Origin of the sequence: Aliidiomarina halalkaliphila (assembly GCF_007096385.1) — a bacterium.
Classification (GTDB): Bacteria; Pseudomonadota; Gammaproteobacteria; order Enterobacterales; family Alteromonadaceae; genus Aliidiomarina; species Aliidiomarina halalkaliphila.
This window is the reverse complement of sequence record NZ_VJWL01000001.1, coordinates 1,354,043-1,370,100: the sequence shown is the minus strand read 5'-3', so window position 1 is coordinate 1,370,100 and position 16,058 is coordinate 1,354,043. Positions and strand designations below refer to the sequence as shown.

Below are 16,058 nucleotides of genomic sequence, written 5' to 3'. Positions count from 1 at the left end.
CAGTATACCATTTGACACGATGAAATCTCCCCTTTATGTGGAGGCGCACATTGAGCCGGTGCAGCAAAATTGATACTTTACCAAGTGGTCGGTATGAAATCCAAATCAGTCCGATACGGTTTCTAGGATTTACTTTGAAAAAACGTCATACAAGGCATGTAGACATGACTATCAAAAATGGGGCCAAAAAGCCCACCAAATCTCGTGGCGGGCGCCCGAGTAAAAGGGATTACATTCTTGAACAAGCGGAACAACTCGTTCTCGATAAAGGCGCTGCGCAACTTACCTTTGATGCACTCACCGAAACGACCGGTATTAGTAAGGGCGGATTGCTCTATCACTTTGAAAGCAAAGAAGCCTTGATTATGTCGATGCTCGAGCGCTATGCGGGGCAACGGGAACGGCGTATTGCACAAGTGCTTGAAGATGGAAATGGTCTGTATGGTTGCGATCAGGATCTTAAAGCGATTTTGTTAGCGGAGATTTCTGAATCGAAAGAGCGCTTAGTGCTCGACTCTGCGATTTTAGCGGCGGTTGCGAATAACCCCGAATTGTTGGCGCCAATTCGTGAGCGAAATGCCGAATTGTGGCAGCGCTTAGACATGGCAAAAGCGGGGAGCATTCGCGCTCGCATCGCTTGGAAAGCGGCCATGGGCCACCGATTGCTTTTGCAGTTTGGCTTATTGCATGAAACCCCAGAGCAATCAGAAGCATTTGCGACGGAGTTGTTAGCCCTGCTTGAGCCGGTTGCTGGGTCGGATGCAGACGACAGCGTATTTGGATAGATTGCTGGTTTCGATTCCAGCGCTTCCTTAGTTCATGGTATTCTTGGCACATGGATCTAAACACCGGATGGAATGAAGTGAAGCGTAGTGCCATTCCGACGAGAGCAAGAGGGTTGCTGTGGAAAATTTAGTCGAGGTAAACGACATCCATTTTAAGCGTGGTGATAAAGCCATCTATCAAGGGGTGAGTTTAGTGGTACCACGCGGCAAGGTGACGGCAGTTATGGGCCCTAGCGGTTGTGGTAAAACCACATTGTTGCGTTTGATTGGTGGTCAGTTAAAGCCGCAACAAGGTACTATCAATTTCGCCGGCATGAACATCCCTTCGTTAGGTCGCGGCGCCTTGTATGAGGCCCGTAAACGTATGAGCATGTTGTTTCAAAGTGGCGCGCTGTTCAGTGATATGACCGTGTTCGACAATGTGGCGTTCCCTATTCGTGAGCACACGAATTTACCAGAAAATATTATCGCAACCATCGTGAAAATGAAGCTCGAGGCAGTGGGTTTACGCGGGGCAGGAAGCCTTTTCCCTGGGGAACTCTCGGGGGGTATGGCTCGACGCGCGGCGCTAGCGCGCTCTATTGCGTTGGATCCAGAACTCATCATGTACGATGAACCTTTTGCCGGACAGGACCCAATCTCCATGGGGATGCTGGTGAAGTTAATTAAAGAGCTGAATCATACCTTGGGCTTAACCTCCATTGTGGTCTCCCATGATATTCATGAAGTGATGAGCATTGCTGATCATGTCGCCATTATGGCAAATCAGCGGGTGGTCGCCCAAGGTTCCCCCGAGGAATTGAAAGCCAGTGATAATCCGCTGGTTCAGCAATTTCTAAACGGCGATGCCGATGGCCCGGTACCTTTCCATTATGGTGCTACGCCGTATCACGAAGATTTACTAGGAGGATCGCGCTAATGCTTGGTTTTTTCCGAAATGTCGGGCGTGATACCTTGCAAACCATTCGCGGTATTGGTGAAGCGAGCATCATGCTCGTACAAGCACTGATTGGAAAGCCACAGCCAGTAAAAATGTTCCCACTGCTTATTCGCCAACTGTATGTGGTGGGCGTGCAGTCGATGTTGATTATCCTCATTTCGGGGTTATTTATTGGCATGGTGCTGGCATTACAGGGGTATACCATTTTGGTCGATTTTGGTGCCGAACAAGCACTCGGCCCGATGGTCGCCTTGTCATTATTGCGTGAGCTTGGTCCGGTGGTCACCGCATTGCTATTTGCAGGGCGAGCAGGCTCTGCATTAACCGCCGAAATTGGTTTAATGCGCGCCACGGAACAGTTATCGAGTTTAGAAATGATGGCAGTAGATCCATTACGCCGTGTGGTTGCGCCCCGATTTTGGGCAGGTTTTATTAGTATGCCACTGCTCGCATTTATGTTCAGTGCAGTAGGTATCTACGGTGGTTACTTTGTAGGTGTGCAGTGGTTAGGTGTCGACGACGGTGCGTTTTGGTCGGTGATGCAGGCGAGTGTAGATTGGCAACATGACGTGATGAACGGCTTTATCAAGAGTTTAGTGTTTGCCGTCGTGGTCACTTGGATTGCGTTGTATAAAGGATACACGGCAATGCCAACATCGCCAGGAATTAGTGCAGCAACAACGCAAACGGTCGTGTACAGCTCATTGGCCGTACTCGGTTTAGACTTCGTTTTAACAGCTTTGATGTTTGGGTGATTTATGGAAGCGCGAAAAATAGAAATGCTCGTGGGTGTGTTCGTTACAGTGGCTATTGCAGCTATCGTGTTTCTTGCGATGCAAGTGGCAAACAACAGCGATGCAACCCGGGGCGAAACGTACACCTTGTATGCCAAGTTCGATAATATTGGCGGTTTAAAAGTGCGCTCTCCAGTGAAAGTTGGTGGTGTGGTTGTTGGCCGCGTGACCCGCATTACACTCGATCGTGAGTATTTTGAACCGCTGGTAGAAATGCGTATCAGTACCGACTTTCGGGGCTTTCCAGATACCAGCTCGGCGTCAATTCTTACCTCTGGATTACTCGGCGAGCAATACGTCGGCTTGGAGCCTGGGTTTATCGATGATGATGTATTTACCCTTGAAGATGGTGATTACATCTACACCACAAACTCTGCCATTGTGCTAGAAAACCTGATTGGACAGTTCCTTTTTAGCCAAGGAAACGATTAAGTGTCGGAGGCGGTATGAGTGCATTACAACTGACGCGAGAAGACACGCTAGTGCGTGTGGCTGGCGATTTAGACCGCGATCAAGTGGGTGCTGCTTGGTCGAACCGAAGCCACTGGATGGGGCAAGAAAACGAGCTGGTGATGGATCTTTCTGAAGTGGAGAAGGTGGATTCCGCAGGTCTTGCATTTCTGATTCAGATTCAGGCGGAACTCGCTCAGCAACAGCGTGCGTTGTCTTTACACAATGTGAACACTCAACTGCGCCAATTCGCCGCAGTGAGTGGCGTAACCGACCTGCTTTCGTTAAGCTATACGCCATCGAAATAAGTTAACGACGGATGACCTGATGGATCCCAAAGAAATTGAACAAATACTGCAAGAAGCACTCGCGCTCGATGAAGTACATGTGAAGGGCGAAGGCAGTCACTATCAAGTGATTGCGGTGTCTGATGTATTTGCCGACTGTTCGCGTGTGAAGCAACAACAAATGATTTACGCACCCCTAGCCGACAAGATTGCAGACGGGACCATCCATGCACTGAGCATTAAAGCGTACACGCCAGAGAAGTGGCGCCGTGAAAAAATGCTAAACATGCCGAGCTGAGTGTAAACGAATGGAAAAGTTAGTGGTTCACGGGGGCACCCGACTCACCGGAGAGGTTGAAATCTCCGGCGCAAAAAATGCGGCCTTGCCTATATTGTTGGCGTCTATTTTAGCGGATAGCCCAGTTCTCATCCACAATGTACCACGCTTGCAAGACGTGGAAACATCGCTGGAATTACTGGGTGAGCTTGGCATTCCCCATGTCCGCGAGGACGCATCTAGCTACCGGATTTCCCCTCCCAAAGAACACGGGCATGTGGCTCCTTATGAATTAGTGAAGACCATGCGCGCGTCGATTCTCGTGCTAGGTCCGCTTTTAGGGAAGTGTGGGCATGCGGAAGTATCGCTTCCCGGCGGCTGTGCAATCGGGGCCCGCCCAGTCAACTTACATATCGAAGGTATGCGCCAGATGGGTGCTGAAATTGTCGTTGAAAACGGCTACATAAAAGCACGTAGTAATGGCCGCTTGCGTGGTGCCCATATCTTAATGGATACCGTGAGTGTGACCGGGACTGAAAACCTCATGATGGCGGCGGTGCTTGCGGAAGGTGAAACGGTGATCGAGAACGCTGCTCGGGAACCGGAGATCATCGATTTAGCACGGTTTTTAAATACCTTAGGTGCGGATGTTCGTCACGCAGGCAGTGATACTATTCATATTCATGGGGTGGATCGTTTGCACGGCGGCGAATACCGCGTGTTGCCTGATCGTATTGAAACGGGCACCTTTTTGGTGGCGGCATTGGCAACACAAGGTCATATTCGCTGTACCCACACGCAGCCAGATTTTCTCGATGCGGTACTGAAAAAATTGACGGAAGCGGGTGCAGAAATTATCCGCGGTCAGGATTGGATCGAGCTGAAAAGCCATGGGCGTCCTAAAGCAGTGAACATCGTGACGGCCCCTCACCCAGCGTTCCCCACAGATATGCAGGCACAATTTATTGCATTAAACAGCATTGCAACAGGTACCGGAGTGGTCCGTGAAACCATTTTCGAAAATCGGTTTATGCATGTGCCTGAATTGCGACGTATGGGAGCGCACATTGATTTGGAAGGCAACACTGCCATTTCAACGGGTGTTGAGCGTTTAACTGGCGCTCAGGTCATGTGTACCGATCTACGTGCATCGGCTTCTTTGGTGATTGCAGGCATGGTGGCTGAAGGTATTACCGAGGTAGAACGGGTGTATCACATCGATCGTGGCTACGAAGCAATTGAACGGAAACTTGGCAACTTGGGTGCGCAAATCGAGCGTGCGCAAATGTGTCCGACCCGAATTAAGCGAACGCAAGACTAGCGCGAAGGGTAAGTCATATAAAAAAGCTCCGCTTACAGCGGAGTTTTTTTATGACATTGTTTATAACTGGAGCTGTTCGATGACCACTGAGGTACGCCGCGTTTCATTGCCCCGATAATAGCGAATCTCAAGCTCAGTGCCAGGGCGGGCTTCCGCGACGAGGTCTAAGCCTTGGTTAACAGACGTCACGGTTTTGCCGGCAATCTCAAAGATAAAATCACCTTCCCGTAATCCGGCACGATACGCCGGACTGTTTTCATCTACTTCGTCGATGCGCAGGCCTTGGGTGGAGTGATCATCGTGATAGTACTGGCCCGCGGTAATGCCTAAGTAGCCACGGGTTACCACGCCTTCTGAAATAAGCTGTTGCATAATGCGAATAGCGAGATTGTAAGACAACGCAAAATAAATACCTTGAGAGCCACGACTGGTGAGCTCCGATTGGTACGAGGCGCTGTTGATGCCGACTAATTCGCCACGGCTATTCACCAAGGCGCCGCCGGAATTCCCCTGATTGATCGCTGCATCCATTTGGATAAATTCAGCATAGCCGCTGCCCATTGCCACGCGGCCGGTGGCGGAAATAATCCCTTGGGTAACGGTTTGTCCTAAATTGTATGGGTTGCCAATAGCCAATACAACGTCGCCGGTGCGTGGTTGATAATCCGAGTTAATCGGAATCGTCGGTAAATTCTCGGCCTCGATGCGCAATACCGCGAGATCAGTTAACGGGTCACTGCCAATTAATGATGCACCGAAGATGCGGCCGTCTTGCAATGCCACTTGAATCATATCGACATTCTCAACCACATGCAGAGCCGTCAGAATAAAACCACGCTCATCCATGATCATACCAGAGCCTAAACGCATAACCGTTGTCGGCTGTGCTTGAAAACGAGGTTCGCGCAAAGATTGTGTGGTGTAGATATTCACAACCGCAGGCGACGCCCGCTCGAAGGCATCGGAATACGACGCCAGCGGCTGAGTTTGACGCTCGCTACCATTGATAGGTTGGTCGAAGTAGGGCAGTACCCATAACACGATCACCGCGACGACCAATCCCAATAGGGCTGGTTTGATCAGGAACGTCATAATTGGCGCGGTTCGGTTTTGTTTTTGCTTCATGAATACTTCGTTTGAGGTTGATAATGTCTGGTTGGCGTTGGCAGGTACAGTCGTATTTTATTGACCTGCAGAGCGCGTAAATTTCGACACGCAAATGCCACCTATAAGAACAGGAGTTTATCATTAAAGACGAGGGACAGGTAGGTTAAAATCTCGACAAAAAAATACGGCACCCCACTGCAGTGAGCAGGGTGCCACGGGTTACATTTTAATTGGGAAGAACAACATAAAGGGAGCTGTTACCTCGGCGCAGGTTCAATGCCACCACGCCACGGGCGTTTTGAACAAAGCGCTGGAGGTCCTGTACGCTGTCGACGCGTTGACGGTTGACGGCGATGATCACATCGCCTTCACGCAATCCAAGTCGGGCGGCTGGGGAACCACTTTCGACACTTTCAATCCGAATACCTCCTCGTTCTTCTCGAGTCAGTTCTGCACCTTCAAGGGCGGGGTGAATACTATCTGCGTTTACCTGTTGTGTGCCCCGCTCATCAAGTTCCACAGTGACGTTCATCTCGCGTCCTTCGCGCAACACTCGTAACTGCACTTCACGGCCTGCGCCTATGGTACCGACTTTAGCTGCGAGCTCAGTGAACGAGTGCACTGGCGTTCCATCGATGGCGAGAATGAGATCGCCGGCCTGAATGCCAGCACGTTCAGCGGCAGACTCGGGTAATACTTCGCTCACCCAGGCACCGCGCACTCTGTCGATATCGAGGGCGTCGGCGAGTTCTTGGGTGAGATTACCACCGCGGACACCCAATACACCGCGACGTATTTCACCAAACTCAATAATTTGGTCCACTAAATTTTTCATCATATTGGCAGGAATGGCGAAGCCAATACCGATGTTGCCCCCAGAGGCTCCAATGATAGCGGTATTGATGCCAATTAGGTTTCCATTCAGGTCAACAAGAGCACCACCGGAATTACCGCTATTAATGGCAGCATCGGTTTGAATGAAGTTTTCGAGGCGATCAATACCAAGGCCACTGCGGCCTAGAGCCGATACAATGCCTGAAGTTACGGTTTGTCCTAACCCGAAGGGATTACCGATAGCCACGACAAAGTCGCCCACACGCAGTTGGTCGGAATTGCCAATGTTGATTTGTGTCAGGTTGCGGGGATTTTCTAATTGCAGTAGGGCGATATCGGATTCTTCATCCCGGCCTAACACTGTGGCACTAAACTGTCGACCATCTTTGAGGGTCACGGTGATTTCATTGGCATCGTCAATCACGTGATTATTGGTTACCACATAGCCATTTTTAGCATCGATAATGACTCCGGATCCTAATCCCCGAAAAGGTTGTTCTCGCACTTGTTCTTGCGGTGCGTTCGGGCCAAAGAAGAATCGAAAGGCTTCCGGTAAACGTTGCCGAGTGACGCGTTTACCGGCAACCGATATATTAACGACAGCAGGGGTGACTTCTTCTAGCATGGGGGCGAGGGTAGGCACGCCACGCTCGTCGGTCATGGCCGCTGCAGGAATGTTAGCGACCACGGGTTGCAGTGAAAAAACAAAAGCCAGGCTAGCGGCAGCTAGCAGGGTTACCATCTTTTTCATCAGTCTTCTCCGAAATCATCGTGTTAATGGGCGCAATGCCACTTCTTGAATGACCACTGAGATAGGAAATAAGTTCTGATGTGATGTTTTTCAAGCGGTAAATAAACTAGCTTTTACGACGAAAAAAGGAGCCGAAGCTCCTTTTTATTTACGCAGTATCAGTTTGATTTTTCTTCTTTTACCGGCGGTGAGAACAAACCGCTGCCGGGCTCTGAATAATCTCGCGGCGGTGCACCGGTATCAGATACATCGCTATCTTCGCGTCGTTCCTTGTTGAGAATATTCGACTGGCGGATAGAACGAATGGTTTCTTCCGCGAAAAATGGCAATGGTTGTTGCCATTCTTTGTTTTGCTCAAGCAGCTGCTGGCTGTCTTGTAAAAATAAATTCAAGCGATGCTGAATATCAGTGACTTCTGAGGCAATTTGACGCGCTGTCGCAAGTTGTTCGGTGACATCTTTGCGATACGCCTCAAACTGCTGGCGTGCTTGCTCCACCTGCTCTTGCAACTCTGCCGCTTCCCCCGTATGCAAAAACACATAGCGTGCGGCGAAGAATCCAATCACGCCACCTGCAATTAACAGCAAAAGTCCGATGAGCCAATCCATATCTTTATTCCTCTTTAATCTAGGGATTCAGCATGACACAAATATGATCCCAATTCACATATAATGGTATCATGTAATTCTTGGATCAGTAGTCAGATGACAGGCAATTTTGTGTCGGAAAATGTAAATACGCCATGGGCGGCTTATCAAAATGATTTGAAACGTGACGGGTTTCAACATGATCCTGCGCAGGAGCAGGCGGTGGGGCATCTGCAGCGTCTTTTCGACGAGCTTATCGAAAGCGAGCGAAAACGCGGCCTTAAGCGTCTCTCGAGCAAACTGTTTAAACAGCGTACAAGCCCAGTTCAAGGGCTTTATTTTTGGGGTGGCGTTGGCCGCGGCAAAACCTACCTCGTGGATACTTTTTACAATGCCTTGCCGTTTGAACAAAAATGGCGGGTGCATTTCCATCGGTTTATGCAGCGCGTACACGATGAGTTAAAGCAGCTCAAAGGCAAGCAAGATCCCTTGATCACGATTGGCACGAAGCTCGCCAAAGAAGCACGTGTGATTTGCTTCGATGAGTTCTACGTTCAGGATATTACTGATGCCATGATTCTTGCCACTTTGCTTGATACTTTGTTTAAACAAGGGGTGGTGTTGGTAGCGACTTCGAATATTGTTCCCGATGACCTCTACAAAAATGGTTTGCAGCGTGCGCGTTTTGTACCGGCTATTGAGCTGATCAAAAAGCATTGTGATGTGGTAAATGTGGATGGCGGTATCGACTATCGCATGCGTACCCTAAGCAAAGCGGAGATTTATCATGCGCCGCTCGATGCGGAAGCAGATACCAACTTACTGCGCTATTTCGATCAATTGGCTCCAGATAACCATGCCCACAACCGCAACGTAGCCATTGAAATCAACGGGCGTGCTATCAGAACGCGCTGCGAAGCCGACGATGTGGTGCTGTTCGACTTCAAAGAGCTGTGTGAAGGGCCACGCAGTCAGTTGGATTACATTGAGCTGGCGCGGTTATACCATGCGGTGTTGGTCAGTAATGTAAAACAAATGGGGCGCGAGAGCGACGATGTCGCTCGGCGGTTTATCGCATTGGTGGATGAGTTCTACGAACACAAAGTGAAGCTCATTCTATCGGCGGAAGTACCCATGCAGGAGTTATATACCTCTGGGCAGCTCGAGTTTGAATTCAAACGCTGTCTCAGTCGCCTGCAAGAAATGCAAAGCCAGGAATACCTAGCACTAGCGCACCTACCCTGAACAAGGCCCTTGGGCTGTGGCTTGTCAGAAAGCTCCGATAGCTGCGTTATAATCAGGCCTCAATCGGTCACGTACTTCGTGTACGCTCCCTCAATCGACCTGATTATGCCTTGCTCTCGGAGTTTCTGCCTGCGCTTCTAGTTTGGGCGAGCTGGCTTGTCCGGCATCCCTGCCGCGCACACCCCCACGTGACTTATCCCACCACCGCACCAGCATTACCTCAGTCGTACCCAACGCGCCGCGTTGGCCCGTGGTTGATTCAGGGCACGGCGGTGGGTAAGCCCCGTGGGGGACGCCGTAAATGCATCCATGCAGGCTTGGCTGCCGCATCCCTGCGGCAGACACCCTCACGACGCCAATCTCTCCCTCTGGACCAATCGTACCCAACGCACCGCGTTGGCCGCGGAATAACCTGAACTTTTTCGTGAATAGGGGGTGATCTGTGCGCGATCTTCTTATATACTACCCGCCGCCCACGTTACCTCCCCCGATTTACACCGAGAGGTAAGTCTTCCAGGTGTACGGGGTGACTATTATTTGGTATTTCGCGGGGAAGCCCGGAAAGCCGCAGGTAAACTCATGAATTTGGGTATAAATAACTCATGAAAACTTTTGTAGCAAAACCAGAAACTGTAAAGCGCGACTGGTACGTAATTGATGCCGAAGGCAAAACTTTAGGTCGTTTGGCGACTGAAGTTGCTCGTCGTCTGCGTGGCAAGCATAAAGCTGAATTTACTCCTCACGTTGATACCGGTGACTACATCGTGATCATCAATGCGGAAAAAGTTACCGTGACTGGTAACAAGGCGAAAGACAAAATGTATCACGCGCACAGCGGATATCCAGGTGGTCTGAAGTCAATCAGCTTTGAAAAGCTGCAAGCTAAGAAGCCTGAGATGATCATCGAAGCAGCGGTAAAAGGCATGCTTCCACGTGGTCCATTAGGTCGTGCCGTGTTCCGTAAACTGAAAGTGTATGCGGGCCCTGAGCACAATCATGCAGCTCAGCAGCCGCAAACCTTAGAGATTTAATACGGAGCAGATGAAGATGGCAGATAATCAATACTACGGTACAGGTCGTCGCAAAAGCTCTACTGCGCGGGTATTCCTGCGCGCTGGCAGCGGCGAAATTAAAATCAATAATCGTTCACTCGAAGAATATTTTTCGCGTGACACAGCACGCATGGTCGTGCGTCAGCCACTCGAGTTGCTGGACATAGTAGAAAAGTTTGACTTGTACATCACCGTTGCTGGTGGTGGTACAACGGGTCAAGCGGGTGCTATCCGTCACGGTATTACTCGTGCATTGATGCAATACGACGAAGCGTTGCGTGGCGACTTACGTAAAGCGGGTTATGTTACTCGTGATGCGCGTAAAGTTGAGCGTAAGAAAGTGGGTCTTCATAAAGCGCGTAAGCGTCCTCAGTTCAGCAAGCGTTAATCGCTCAGAGCTTAGATTTAAGACCTTCAAAAGCCCGGATTTTTCCGGGCTTTTTTGTGCGAGAATTTCCGCAAAGCAGAAATCGAGATTAAATCAAGGAATACTCCTTGTTTGGTAGCTTTTACCTTGTAAAGAGCATGGGTTTTCTTTATGATCGGGGAGCAATTTTTTCTCGCAAGCAATAGGTTATTTTGCTGCGGTAAGTTCCGCACAGCGTCCAAAACTGGAGAAAGATGGATGAGCAATGCGCCTGTAGATAAAGGCCGCCGTCGGTTTCTCACTGTTGCTACTTCGGTAGTCGGCGGTGCAGGGGTCGTGGGTGCCGCCGTACCCTTTATTGTTTCATGGAATCCGAGTGCCAAAGCCCGTATCGCGGGTGCACCAGTGGAAGTGAAGATTGACAAAATCGAGCCGGGTCAGTTGATTCGGGCTGAATGGCGTGGAAGTCCTGTATGGATTATCCGTCGCACCCAAGCCATGCTCGATAGTTTACCTTTGATTGAGAATCGTCTGCGTGACCCTGAGTCAAATGCACCGCAGCAGCCAGACTACGCAAAGAACGAGTACCGCTCTATTAAGCCGGAACTCTTTGTTGCCGTAGGTTTGTGTACACACTTAGGTTGCTCTCCGCAGTTTATTCCGCGCAACTTTGGTGTGGCTGAAGGCGTCGACTCTGGATTCTTCTGTCCGTGTCACGGTTCTCGTTTTGATATCGCTGGTCGGGTTTTTTCAGGGGTTCCTGCTCCGGCTAACCTGGTAGTGCCACCGCATTATTATATTAATGACGACACCATTATGGTGGGTGCAGAAGAGGGGGCAGCTTAATGTCACGCATACTTGATTGGATTGATCAGCGTATTCCGCTGAGCAATACCCTGAAATTACACGTGACCCAGTATCCGGCACCGAAGAACTTTAACTTCTGGTACCTGATGGGATCATTAGCGCTTATTGTATTGGTGAACCAAATTGTTACAGGTATTTGGTTAACAATGAGCTACAACCCAAGTGCGGAAGGCGCTTTTGCCTCAGTTGAATACATCATGCGTGATGTAGAATACGGCTGGTTACTTCGCTATATGCACTCTACTGGTGCGTCTTTCTTCTTTATCGTTGTGTATCTTCATATGTTCCGCGGCTTAATGTACGGCTCTTACCAGAAGCCTCGCGAACTGCTGTGGATCTTCGGTATGCTTATCTTCTTGGTTCTGATGGCTGAAGCCTTTATGGGCTACATGTTGCCATGGGGGCAGATGTCGTACTGGGGCGCGCAGGTAATTATCTCGCTGTTCGGTACCATTCCGTTTGGCATTGGTGAAGCGTTAACCACCTGGATTCGTGGTGATTACGTGATCTCCGGAGCGACCTTGAACCGATTCTTTGCATTGCACGTGATTGCATTGCCTTTGGTGATCGTGATTCTGGTGTTCTTGCACTTGATTGCGCTGCACGAAGTGGGTTCAAACAACCCAGACGGTATTGATCTGAAGAAGCCGAAAGGCAGCGTGAAGGAAGAAGATAAATCTCCGTATGAGTTCCATGAGCGTTATACGAAGAAGTATGACATCGTCGACTCGATTCCTTTCCACCCGTATTACACGGTGAAAGATTTGGTCGGACTCGCCGTATTCTTAATCTTCTTTGCTTGGGTGATTTTCTTTGAGCCGACCATGGGTGGGCACTTCTTAGAGCCACCTAACTTTGAAGCGGCAGATCCAATGCGGACGCCTGAGCATATTGCTCCGGTGTGGTACTTCACGCCGTTCTACGCCATCTTGGCGGCGGTACCGAATCCAATCGGTGGGGTAATCCTCATGTTTGGTTCGATTGTTCTGTTGTTCCTGATGCCGTGGATTGACCGTTCAACTGTGCGTTCAATTCGCTATCGGAGTGGTCTGCACAAGGCGAACTTGGCGATGCTCGTGGTGAGTTTCATCGTACTAGGGTTTGTCGGGGCGTTACCGCCAACGGAACTATTTACCCGCATTGGTCAGATCTTTACGTTCCTGTACTTTGCGTTCTTTGTCTTCCTGTTCTTCTACAGTAAGAACGAGAAAACCAAACCACTGCCTGAGAGAGTAACGAAATGATGAAGCGATTCTTGATGGCCCTGGCACTTCTGCTCCCGTCTGCCGCATTTGCGGCAGGCTACAGCGGACCGCTAGACAAGGCCGACTATGATTTGCGTGACAAGGCGTCACTGCAGCGTGGTGCACAAATCTTCATGAACTACTGCTTGGGCTGTCATACGATGCAGTACCAGCGGTATCAGCGGACATTTGAAGACCTTGAGATCCCAATCGATCTAGGTCAAGAGTTGTTGCAGTTCACGGGTGATGGTCCTGGATCGCACATGATTTCTGCAATCGATGCGGATGCCTCAAGTGAATGGTTTGGTTTAACACCACCGGATATCACGATGGTTGCTCGGGTACGCGGTGCGGATTGGTTGTATACTTACTTCCGTTCGTTTTATGAAGATCCAAGCCGTCCATTTGGCGTGAACAATGAAGTTTTTGAAAACGTGGGGATGCCTCACGTATTACAAGAGCTGCAAGGTGTTCCGCGTCAAACCTACGAGCGCCGCATGGTTGATGGCGAGATGCGTGACGTTTACGTTGGCATTCGTTCAGACGGTACAGGCCGCATGAGTCCGGATGAGTTTGATCAAGCGATGCTCGATCTGACTGCATTCTTGGTATACACAGGTGAGCCCATGTATCTCGAGCGTCAGCGCTTAGGGTACTACGTGATTGGCTTCCTGATTGTGTTCCTGATTCTTACGATTCTTTTGAAACGTGAGTATTGGCGCGACATTAAGTAATTCGTTGAATTACTTGTAGTTAATTTTTGGGGGCGAGCTTCGCCCCCTTTGCTGTTTCCGAAGAGTGGAGAAACCCATGGCTGTGGCTGCCAATAAGCGTTCAGTAATGACCCTGTATTCAGGGAAAGATGATTTATTCAGTCATCAAACTCGTATAGTTTTGGCTGAAAAAGGCGTCAGTGTTGAAATCGCCTATATCGACCCCAACAACCAGCCAGAAGATTTACTGCAGCTGAACCCGTATTCCGATAACGTGCCTACGCTTGTAGACCGGGAGTTGGTGCTTTATAAAGCGCAAATTATCATGGAGTATTTGGACGAGCGGTTCCCGCATCCACCGTTGATGCCGGTGTATCCGGTTGCGCGTGGTACGAGTCGTTTAATGATGTATCGGATCGAGCGTGATTGGTATGCACTAGCAGCAACCATTCTTTCCGGTACAAAGAAAGAAGCGGAAGCAGCCCGCCAAGAGCTAAAAGAAAGTTTGTTAGCCCTTGCGCCGGTGTTTGCAGATACGCCGTACTTTATGAGTGAAGAATTTACGCTCGTGGATTGTTACTTGGCACCATTGTTGTGGCGTTTACCGTCATACGGCATTGAGTTGACAGGCGCCGGAGCAAAAGAAGTGAAGTCGTATATGTTGCGTGTTTTCGAAAGAGAATCGTTCCGCGACTCCATGACTGAAGAAGAGCGCGAGATCGGTCGTCAGTAATTACGATCCGCGCCATCCATCGACCTGGAGGAACACAATGACACCCAGACGTCCCTATTTGTTGCGTGCGTTGTATGAGTGGTTAATCGATAATGAATTAACCCCGCACTTAGTGGTAGACGCTGAGTTTCCGGGTACACAGATCCCACGCGAATATGTACAAGACGGCCAGATTGTATTAAACATCGCCCCAGGGGCAGTGCAGTCATTGCGTATGGAAAATAACCAAGTGCAATTTCATGCGCGCTTTAATGGACAAGATCAACGGGTTTATTTACCGATGGGTTCATTGTTAGCGATTTATGCACGAGAAAATGGTGCAGGAACGATTTTCGAGCCAGAGCAAGGTCTCTTACTTGAAGATGTCGCTAACGAAAACACCCATGCGCCAAACGAGGATAGCCAAGGAAAGCCAAGTGGCAAAGGCAAGCCGACACTGAGCGTCGTGAAGTAAAGTGACCCGATAAAAAATATAAAAAGGCCTGCGCCACATTCTCTTGGGCACAGGCCTTTTTTGTATATGCGGATAGGGCGCTGTGAGCTCCTCTATGTTAGCTCTCGCGAATGGTGAGGACGTCTACCACTTTGCGCACGCCGCGCACGTTACGCGCGATATCAATCGCACGATCGGCGGTGTCTTTGTCGACAATTCCGAATAGAAAAACCTCGCCGTCTTCGGTCACGACTTTGATGCCAGAAGCATCGTAGTCTTGATCACGTAACAGCAGCGTTTTCACTCGAGTGGTAATCCAAGTATCGTCGGCACGGGTACGAAAATTGGCCACATCGGTAATGCGAATTTGGTTAAACACGCGGTTCACGCCATCCACATTGCGCGCGAGGCGCTCGGCTTCATCGGCTCGGCCCTGAGTATCCACCTGACCGTAAAGTAATACGTCGCCATTATAAGGCAGATACTTTACCCGTTGGTTGCGCATAGCTTCGGATTCAGTGAACGCTGACACCAAGCGCACACGAAGCGTTGAATCATCTATCTGTGTGCTCATGTCGCGACTGTCTAATGCAACTGCGGTGCCGCCAATAGTCGCACCCACGACGGCAACGGCGCAGCCGCTGAGCTGGGTTACGAGTAGAGGTGCGCAGAGAAGCAAAACAGCGATACGTGATGCTGGCATAGATTATTCCCCTTGAAATATACGTTCTTCGATCAAATCTACCAGTAACTGACTGAAAAATAATTGTTGTTCCACAATTCGCGCTGAGTGACTACTCGGAATTCGAATTTCAATATCGGAAGGACCGAGCAGACCTGTGATCTCGGGTGCTTCTTCGCCGGTGAAGGCCACGATTTTCATTTCCCGAGAGAGTGCTGCTTCCATTGCTTGGTGAACACGATCCGAGTGGTGCTGACTCACATAGGCAATTAATAAATCACCGGATTGCCCCAACGCACTGACTTGTCGAGATAAACATTCGTGTTGATTCGGGTGGGTGGAATTCATTCCTAGCGTGATCGCTGGGAAAGGTGGCCGCTCCAGCCGACTCCCATGGAGGAGTAAATCAGTAAAGTGATGCGCTACAAATGTACTGTTGCCGTCGCCACAGCTAAATACGCGGCGGCCATTGAGTAATGAGCTAACCATCAATTGAGCTGCGTTTTGAATCGGCTGTGCCAAGGTATCCGCCGCGGCAACTTGAATCTGAATGCTCTCATTAAAATACGTACGAATCGTGTCATGCATG

At 49.8% G+C, this 16,058-nt stretch carries 20 protein-coding genes; 15 read left to right on the top strand and 5 right to left on the bottom strand.

Going from position 1 to position 16,058, the window contains the following annotated elements:
- Positions 1-164: 164 nt before the first annotated feature.
- From FM042_RS06330 to murA, 7 genes are all read left to right on the top strand, one after another.
- Positions 165-785 (top strand): TetR/AcrR family transcriptional regulator, encoded by a 621-nt coding sequence (locus tag FM042_RS06330; RefSeq protein ID WP_185960714.1) that lies wholly within the window; start codon positions 165-167, stop codon positions 783-785.
- Between the two features lie 118 nt (positions 786-903).
- A complete protein-coding gene (locus FM042_RS06325) occupies positions 904-1,704 on the top strand; it encodes an ATP-binding cassette domain-containing protein (RefSeq protein WP_143235437.1) in 801 nt (266 codons plus the stop codon).
- Positions 1,704-2,480: a lipid asymmetry maintenance ABC transporter permease subunit MlaE gene (mlaE, locus tag FM042_RS06320; RefSeq protein ID WP_143235434.1), complete on the top strand. Its 777-nt coding sequence runs from the start codon at positions 1,704-1,706 to the stop codon at positions 2,478-2,480. Before FM042_RS06325 ends, mlaE begins: the two co-directional genes overlap by 1 nt.
- 3 nt (positions 2,481-2,483) lie before the next feature.
- Positions 2,484-2,951 carry an outer membrane lipid asymmetry maintenance protein MlaD gene (gene mlaD / locus FM042_RS06315; RefSeq protein ID WP_143235432.1) on the top strand — a complete coding sequence of 156 codons (468 nt, stop codon included), beginning with the start codon at positions 2,484-2,486 and terminating at the stop codon, positions 2,949-2,951.
- Between the two features lie 14 nt (positions 2,952-2,965).
- Positions 2,966-3,277, top strand: a complete 312-nt coding sequence (locus FM042_RS06310; RefSeq protein WP_143235429.1) for an STAS domain-containing protein — start codon at positions 2,966-2,968, stop codon at positions 3,275-3,277.
- Positions 3,278-3,296: 19 nt separating this feature from the next.
- Positions 3,297-3,554 carry a BolA family protein gene (locus FM042_RS06305; protein WP_143235427.1) on the top strand — a complete coding sequence of 86 codons (258 nt, stop codon included), beginning with the start codon at positions 3,297-3,299 and terminating at the stop codon, positions 3,552-3,554.
- A 10-nt stretch (positions 3,555-3,564) separates the two neighbouring features.
- Positions 3,565-4,854: a UDP-N-acetylglucosamine 1-carboxyvinyltransferase gene (murA, locus tag FM042_RS06300; RefSeq protein ID WP_143235424.1), complete on the top strand. Its 1,290-nt coding sequence runs from the start codon at positions 3,565-3,567 to the stop codon at positions 4,852-4,854.
- A 60-nt stretch (positions 4,855-4,914) separates the two neighbouring features.
- On the opposite strand, the gene FM042_RS06295 is transcribed toward murA, so the two are convergent.
- The 3 genes from FM042_RS06295 to FM042_RS06285 all read right to left on the bottom strand — a co-directional run bounded on the left by FM042_RS06295 (position 4,915) and on the right by FM042_RS06285 (position 8,154).
- Positions 4,915-5,979, bottom strand: coding sequence for a trypsin-like peptidase domain-containing protein (locus tag FM042_RS06295; RefSeq protein WP_143235422.1), 1,065 nt, complete (start codon positions 5,977-5,979; stop codon positions 4,915-4,917).
- A 208-nt stretch (positions 5,980-6,187) separates the two neighbouring features.
- Positions 6,188-7,546, bottom strand: a complete 1,359-nt coding sequence (locus tag FM042_RS06290) for a DegQ family serine endoprotease (protein ID WP_143235420.1) — start codon at positions 7,544-7,546, stop codon at positions 6,188-6,190.
- A gap of 158 nt (positions 7,547-7,704) precedes the next feature.
- A complete protein-coding gene (locus FM042_RS06285) occupies positions 7,705-8,154 on the bottom strand; it encodes a ZapG family protein (RefSeq protein WP_143235417.1) in 450 nt (149 codons plus the stop codon).
- Positions 8,155-8,250: 96 nt separating this feature from the next.
- On the opposite strand from FM042_RS06285, the gene zapE reads away from it, so the two are divergent.
- From zapE to FM042_RS06245, 8 genes are all read left to right on the top strand, one after another.
- On the top strand, positions 8,251-9,378 hold the full coding sequence (gene zapE, locus FM042_RS06280) for a cell division protein ZapE (RefSeq protein WP_143235414.1): 1,128 nt from the start codon (positions 8,251-8,253) through the stop codon (positions 9,376-9,378).
- Between the two features lie 602 nt (positions 9,379-9,980).
- Entirely contained in the window at positions 9,981-10,409 is a 429-nt protein-coding gene (rplM, locus tag FM042_RS06275) for a 50S ribosomal protein L13 (RefSeq protein ID WP_143235412.1), read from the top strand.
- A 16-nt stretch (positions 10,410-10,425) separates the two neighbouring features.
- Positions 10,426-10,818, top strand: coding sequence for a 30S ribosomal protein S9 (gene rpsI, locus FM042_RS06270; RefSeq protein ID WP_143235410.1), 393 nt, complete (start codon positions 10,426-10,428; stop codon positions 10,816-10,818).
- A 237-nt stretch (positions 10,819-11,055) separates the two neighbouring features.
- Positions 11,056-11,643, top strand: coding sequence for a ubiquinol-cytochrome c reductase iron-sulfur subunit (petA, locus tag FM042_RS06265; protein ID WP_143235408.1), 588 nt, complete (start codon positions 11,056-11,058; stop codon positions 11,641-11,643).
- The gene (locus FM042_RS06260) at positions 11,643-12,908 is read left to right on the top strand and encodes a cytochrome b (RefSeq protein WP_143235406.1); all 1,266 of its coding nucleotides are present in this window, start codon (positions 11,643-11,645) and stop codon (positions 12,906-12,908) included. Before petA ends, FM042_RS06260 begins: the two co-directional genes overlap by 1 nt.
- Positions 12,908-13,642: a cytochrome c1 gene (locus FM042_RS06255; RefSeq protein ID WP_143235632.1), complete on the top strand. Its 735-nt coding sequence runs from the start codon at positions 12,908-12,910 to the stop codon at positions 13,640-13,642. The genes FM042_RS06260 and FM042_RS06255 overlap by 1 nt, the downstream gene beginning before the upstream one ends.
- A gap of 76 nt (positions 13,643-13,718) precedes the next feature.
- Positions 13,719-14,354: a stringent starvation protein SspA gene (gene sspA, locus FM042_RS06250; RefSeq protein ID WP_143235404.1), complete on the top strand. Its 636-nt coding sequence runs from the start codon at positions 13,719-13,721 to the stop codon at positions 14,352-14,354.
- Between the two features lie 37 nt (positions 14,355-14,391).
- Entirely contained in the window at positions 14,392-14,808 is a 417-nt protein-coding gene (locus FM042_RS06245) for a ClpXP protease specificity-enhancing factor (protein ID WP_143235403.1), read from the top strand.
- Positions 14,809-14,905: 97 nt separating this feature from the next.
- Here the strand turns inward: FM042_RS06245 and FM042_RS06240 are convergent, their stop codons facing one another.
- On the bottom strand, positions 14,906-15,490 hold the full coding sequence (locus FM042_RS06240) for a BON domain-containing protein (RefSeq protein WP_143235401.1): 585 nt from the start codon (positions 15,488-15,490) through the stop codon (positions 14,906-14,908).
- A 3-nt stretch (positions 15,491-15,493) separates the two neighbouring features.
- Positions 15,494-16,057, bottom strand: coding sequence for a D-sedoheptulose-7-phosphate isomerase (locus tag FM042_RS06235; protein WP_143235399.1), 564 nt, complete (start codon positions 16,055-16,057; stop codon positions 15,494-15,496).
- Between the last annotated feature and the right edge of the window lies 1 nt (position 16,058).

Coding starts and splice junctions, on each gene's coding strand:
- rplM (WP_143235412.1), top strand. CDS start 9,981: ATGAAAACTTTTGTAGCAAAACCAGAAACTGTAAAGCGCGACTGGTAC.
- FM042_RS06245 (WP_143235403.1), top strand. CDS start 14,392: ATGACACCCAGACGTCCCTATTTGTTGCGTGCGTTGTATGAGTGGTTA.
- FM042_RS06235 (WP_143235399.1), bottom strand. CDS start 16,057: ATGCATGACACGATTCGTACGTATTTTAATGAGAGCATTCAGATTCAA.
- rpsI (WP_143235410.1), top strand. CDS start 10,426: ATGGCAGATAATCAATACTACGGTACAGGTCGTCGCAAAAGCTCTACT.
- FM042_RS06330 (WP_185960714.1), top strand. CDS start 165: ATGACTATCAAAAATGGGGCCAAAAAGCCCACCAAATCTCGTGGCGGG.
- FM042_RS06240 (WP_143235401.1), bottom strand. CDS start 15,490: ATGCCAGCATCACGTATCGCTGTTTTGCTTCTCTGCGCACCTCTACTC.
- murA (WP_143235424.1), top strand. CDS start 3,565: ATGGAAAAGTTAGTGGTTCACGGGGGCACCCGACTCACCGGAGAGGTT.
- sspA (WP_143235404.1), top strand. CDS start 13,719: ATGGCTGTGGCTGCCAATAAGCGTTCAGTAATGACCCTGTATTCAGGG.
- FM042_RS06285 (WP_143235417.1), bottom strand. CDS start 8,154: ATGGATTGGCTCATCGGACTTTTGCTGTTAATTGCAGGTGGCGTGATT.
- mlaE (WP_143235434.1), top strand. CDS start 1,704: ATGCTTGGTTTTTTCCGAAATGTCGGGCGTGATACCTTGCAAACCATT.
- FM042_RS06305 (WP_143235427.1), top strand. CDS start 3,297: ATGGATCCCAAAGAAATTGAACAAATACTGCAAGAAGCACTCGCGCTC.
- FM042_RS06290 (WP_143235420.1), bottom strand. CDS start 7,546: ATGAAAAAGATGGTAACCCTGCTAGCTGCCGCTAGCCTGGCTTTTGTT.
- zapE (WP_143235414.1), top strand. CDS start 8,251: ATGACAGGCAATTTTGTGTCGGAAAATGTAAATACGCCATGGGCGGCT.
- FM042_RS06255 (WP_143235632.1), top strand. CDS start 12,908: ATGAAGCGATTCTTGATGGCCCTGGCACTTCTGCTCCCGTCTGCCGCA.
- petA (WP_143235408.1), top strand. CDS start 11,056: ATGAGCAATGCGCCTGTAGATAAAGGCCGCCGTCGGTTTCTCACTGTT.
- mlaD (WP_143235432.1), top strand. CDS start 2,484: ATGGAAGCGCGAAAAATAGAAATGCTCGTGGGTGTGTTCGTTACAGTG.
- FM042_RS06260 (WP_143235406.1), top strand. CDS start 11,643: ATGTCACGCATACTTGATTGGATTGATCAGCGTATTCCGCTGAGCAAT.
- FM042_RS06295 (WP_143235422.1), bottom strand. CDS start 5,979: ATGAAGCAAAAACAAAACCGAACCGCGCCAATTATGACGTTCCTGATC.
- FM042_RS06310 (WP_143235429.1), top strand. CDS start 2,966: ATGAGTGCATTACAACTGACGCGAGAAGACACGCTAGTGCGTGTGGCT.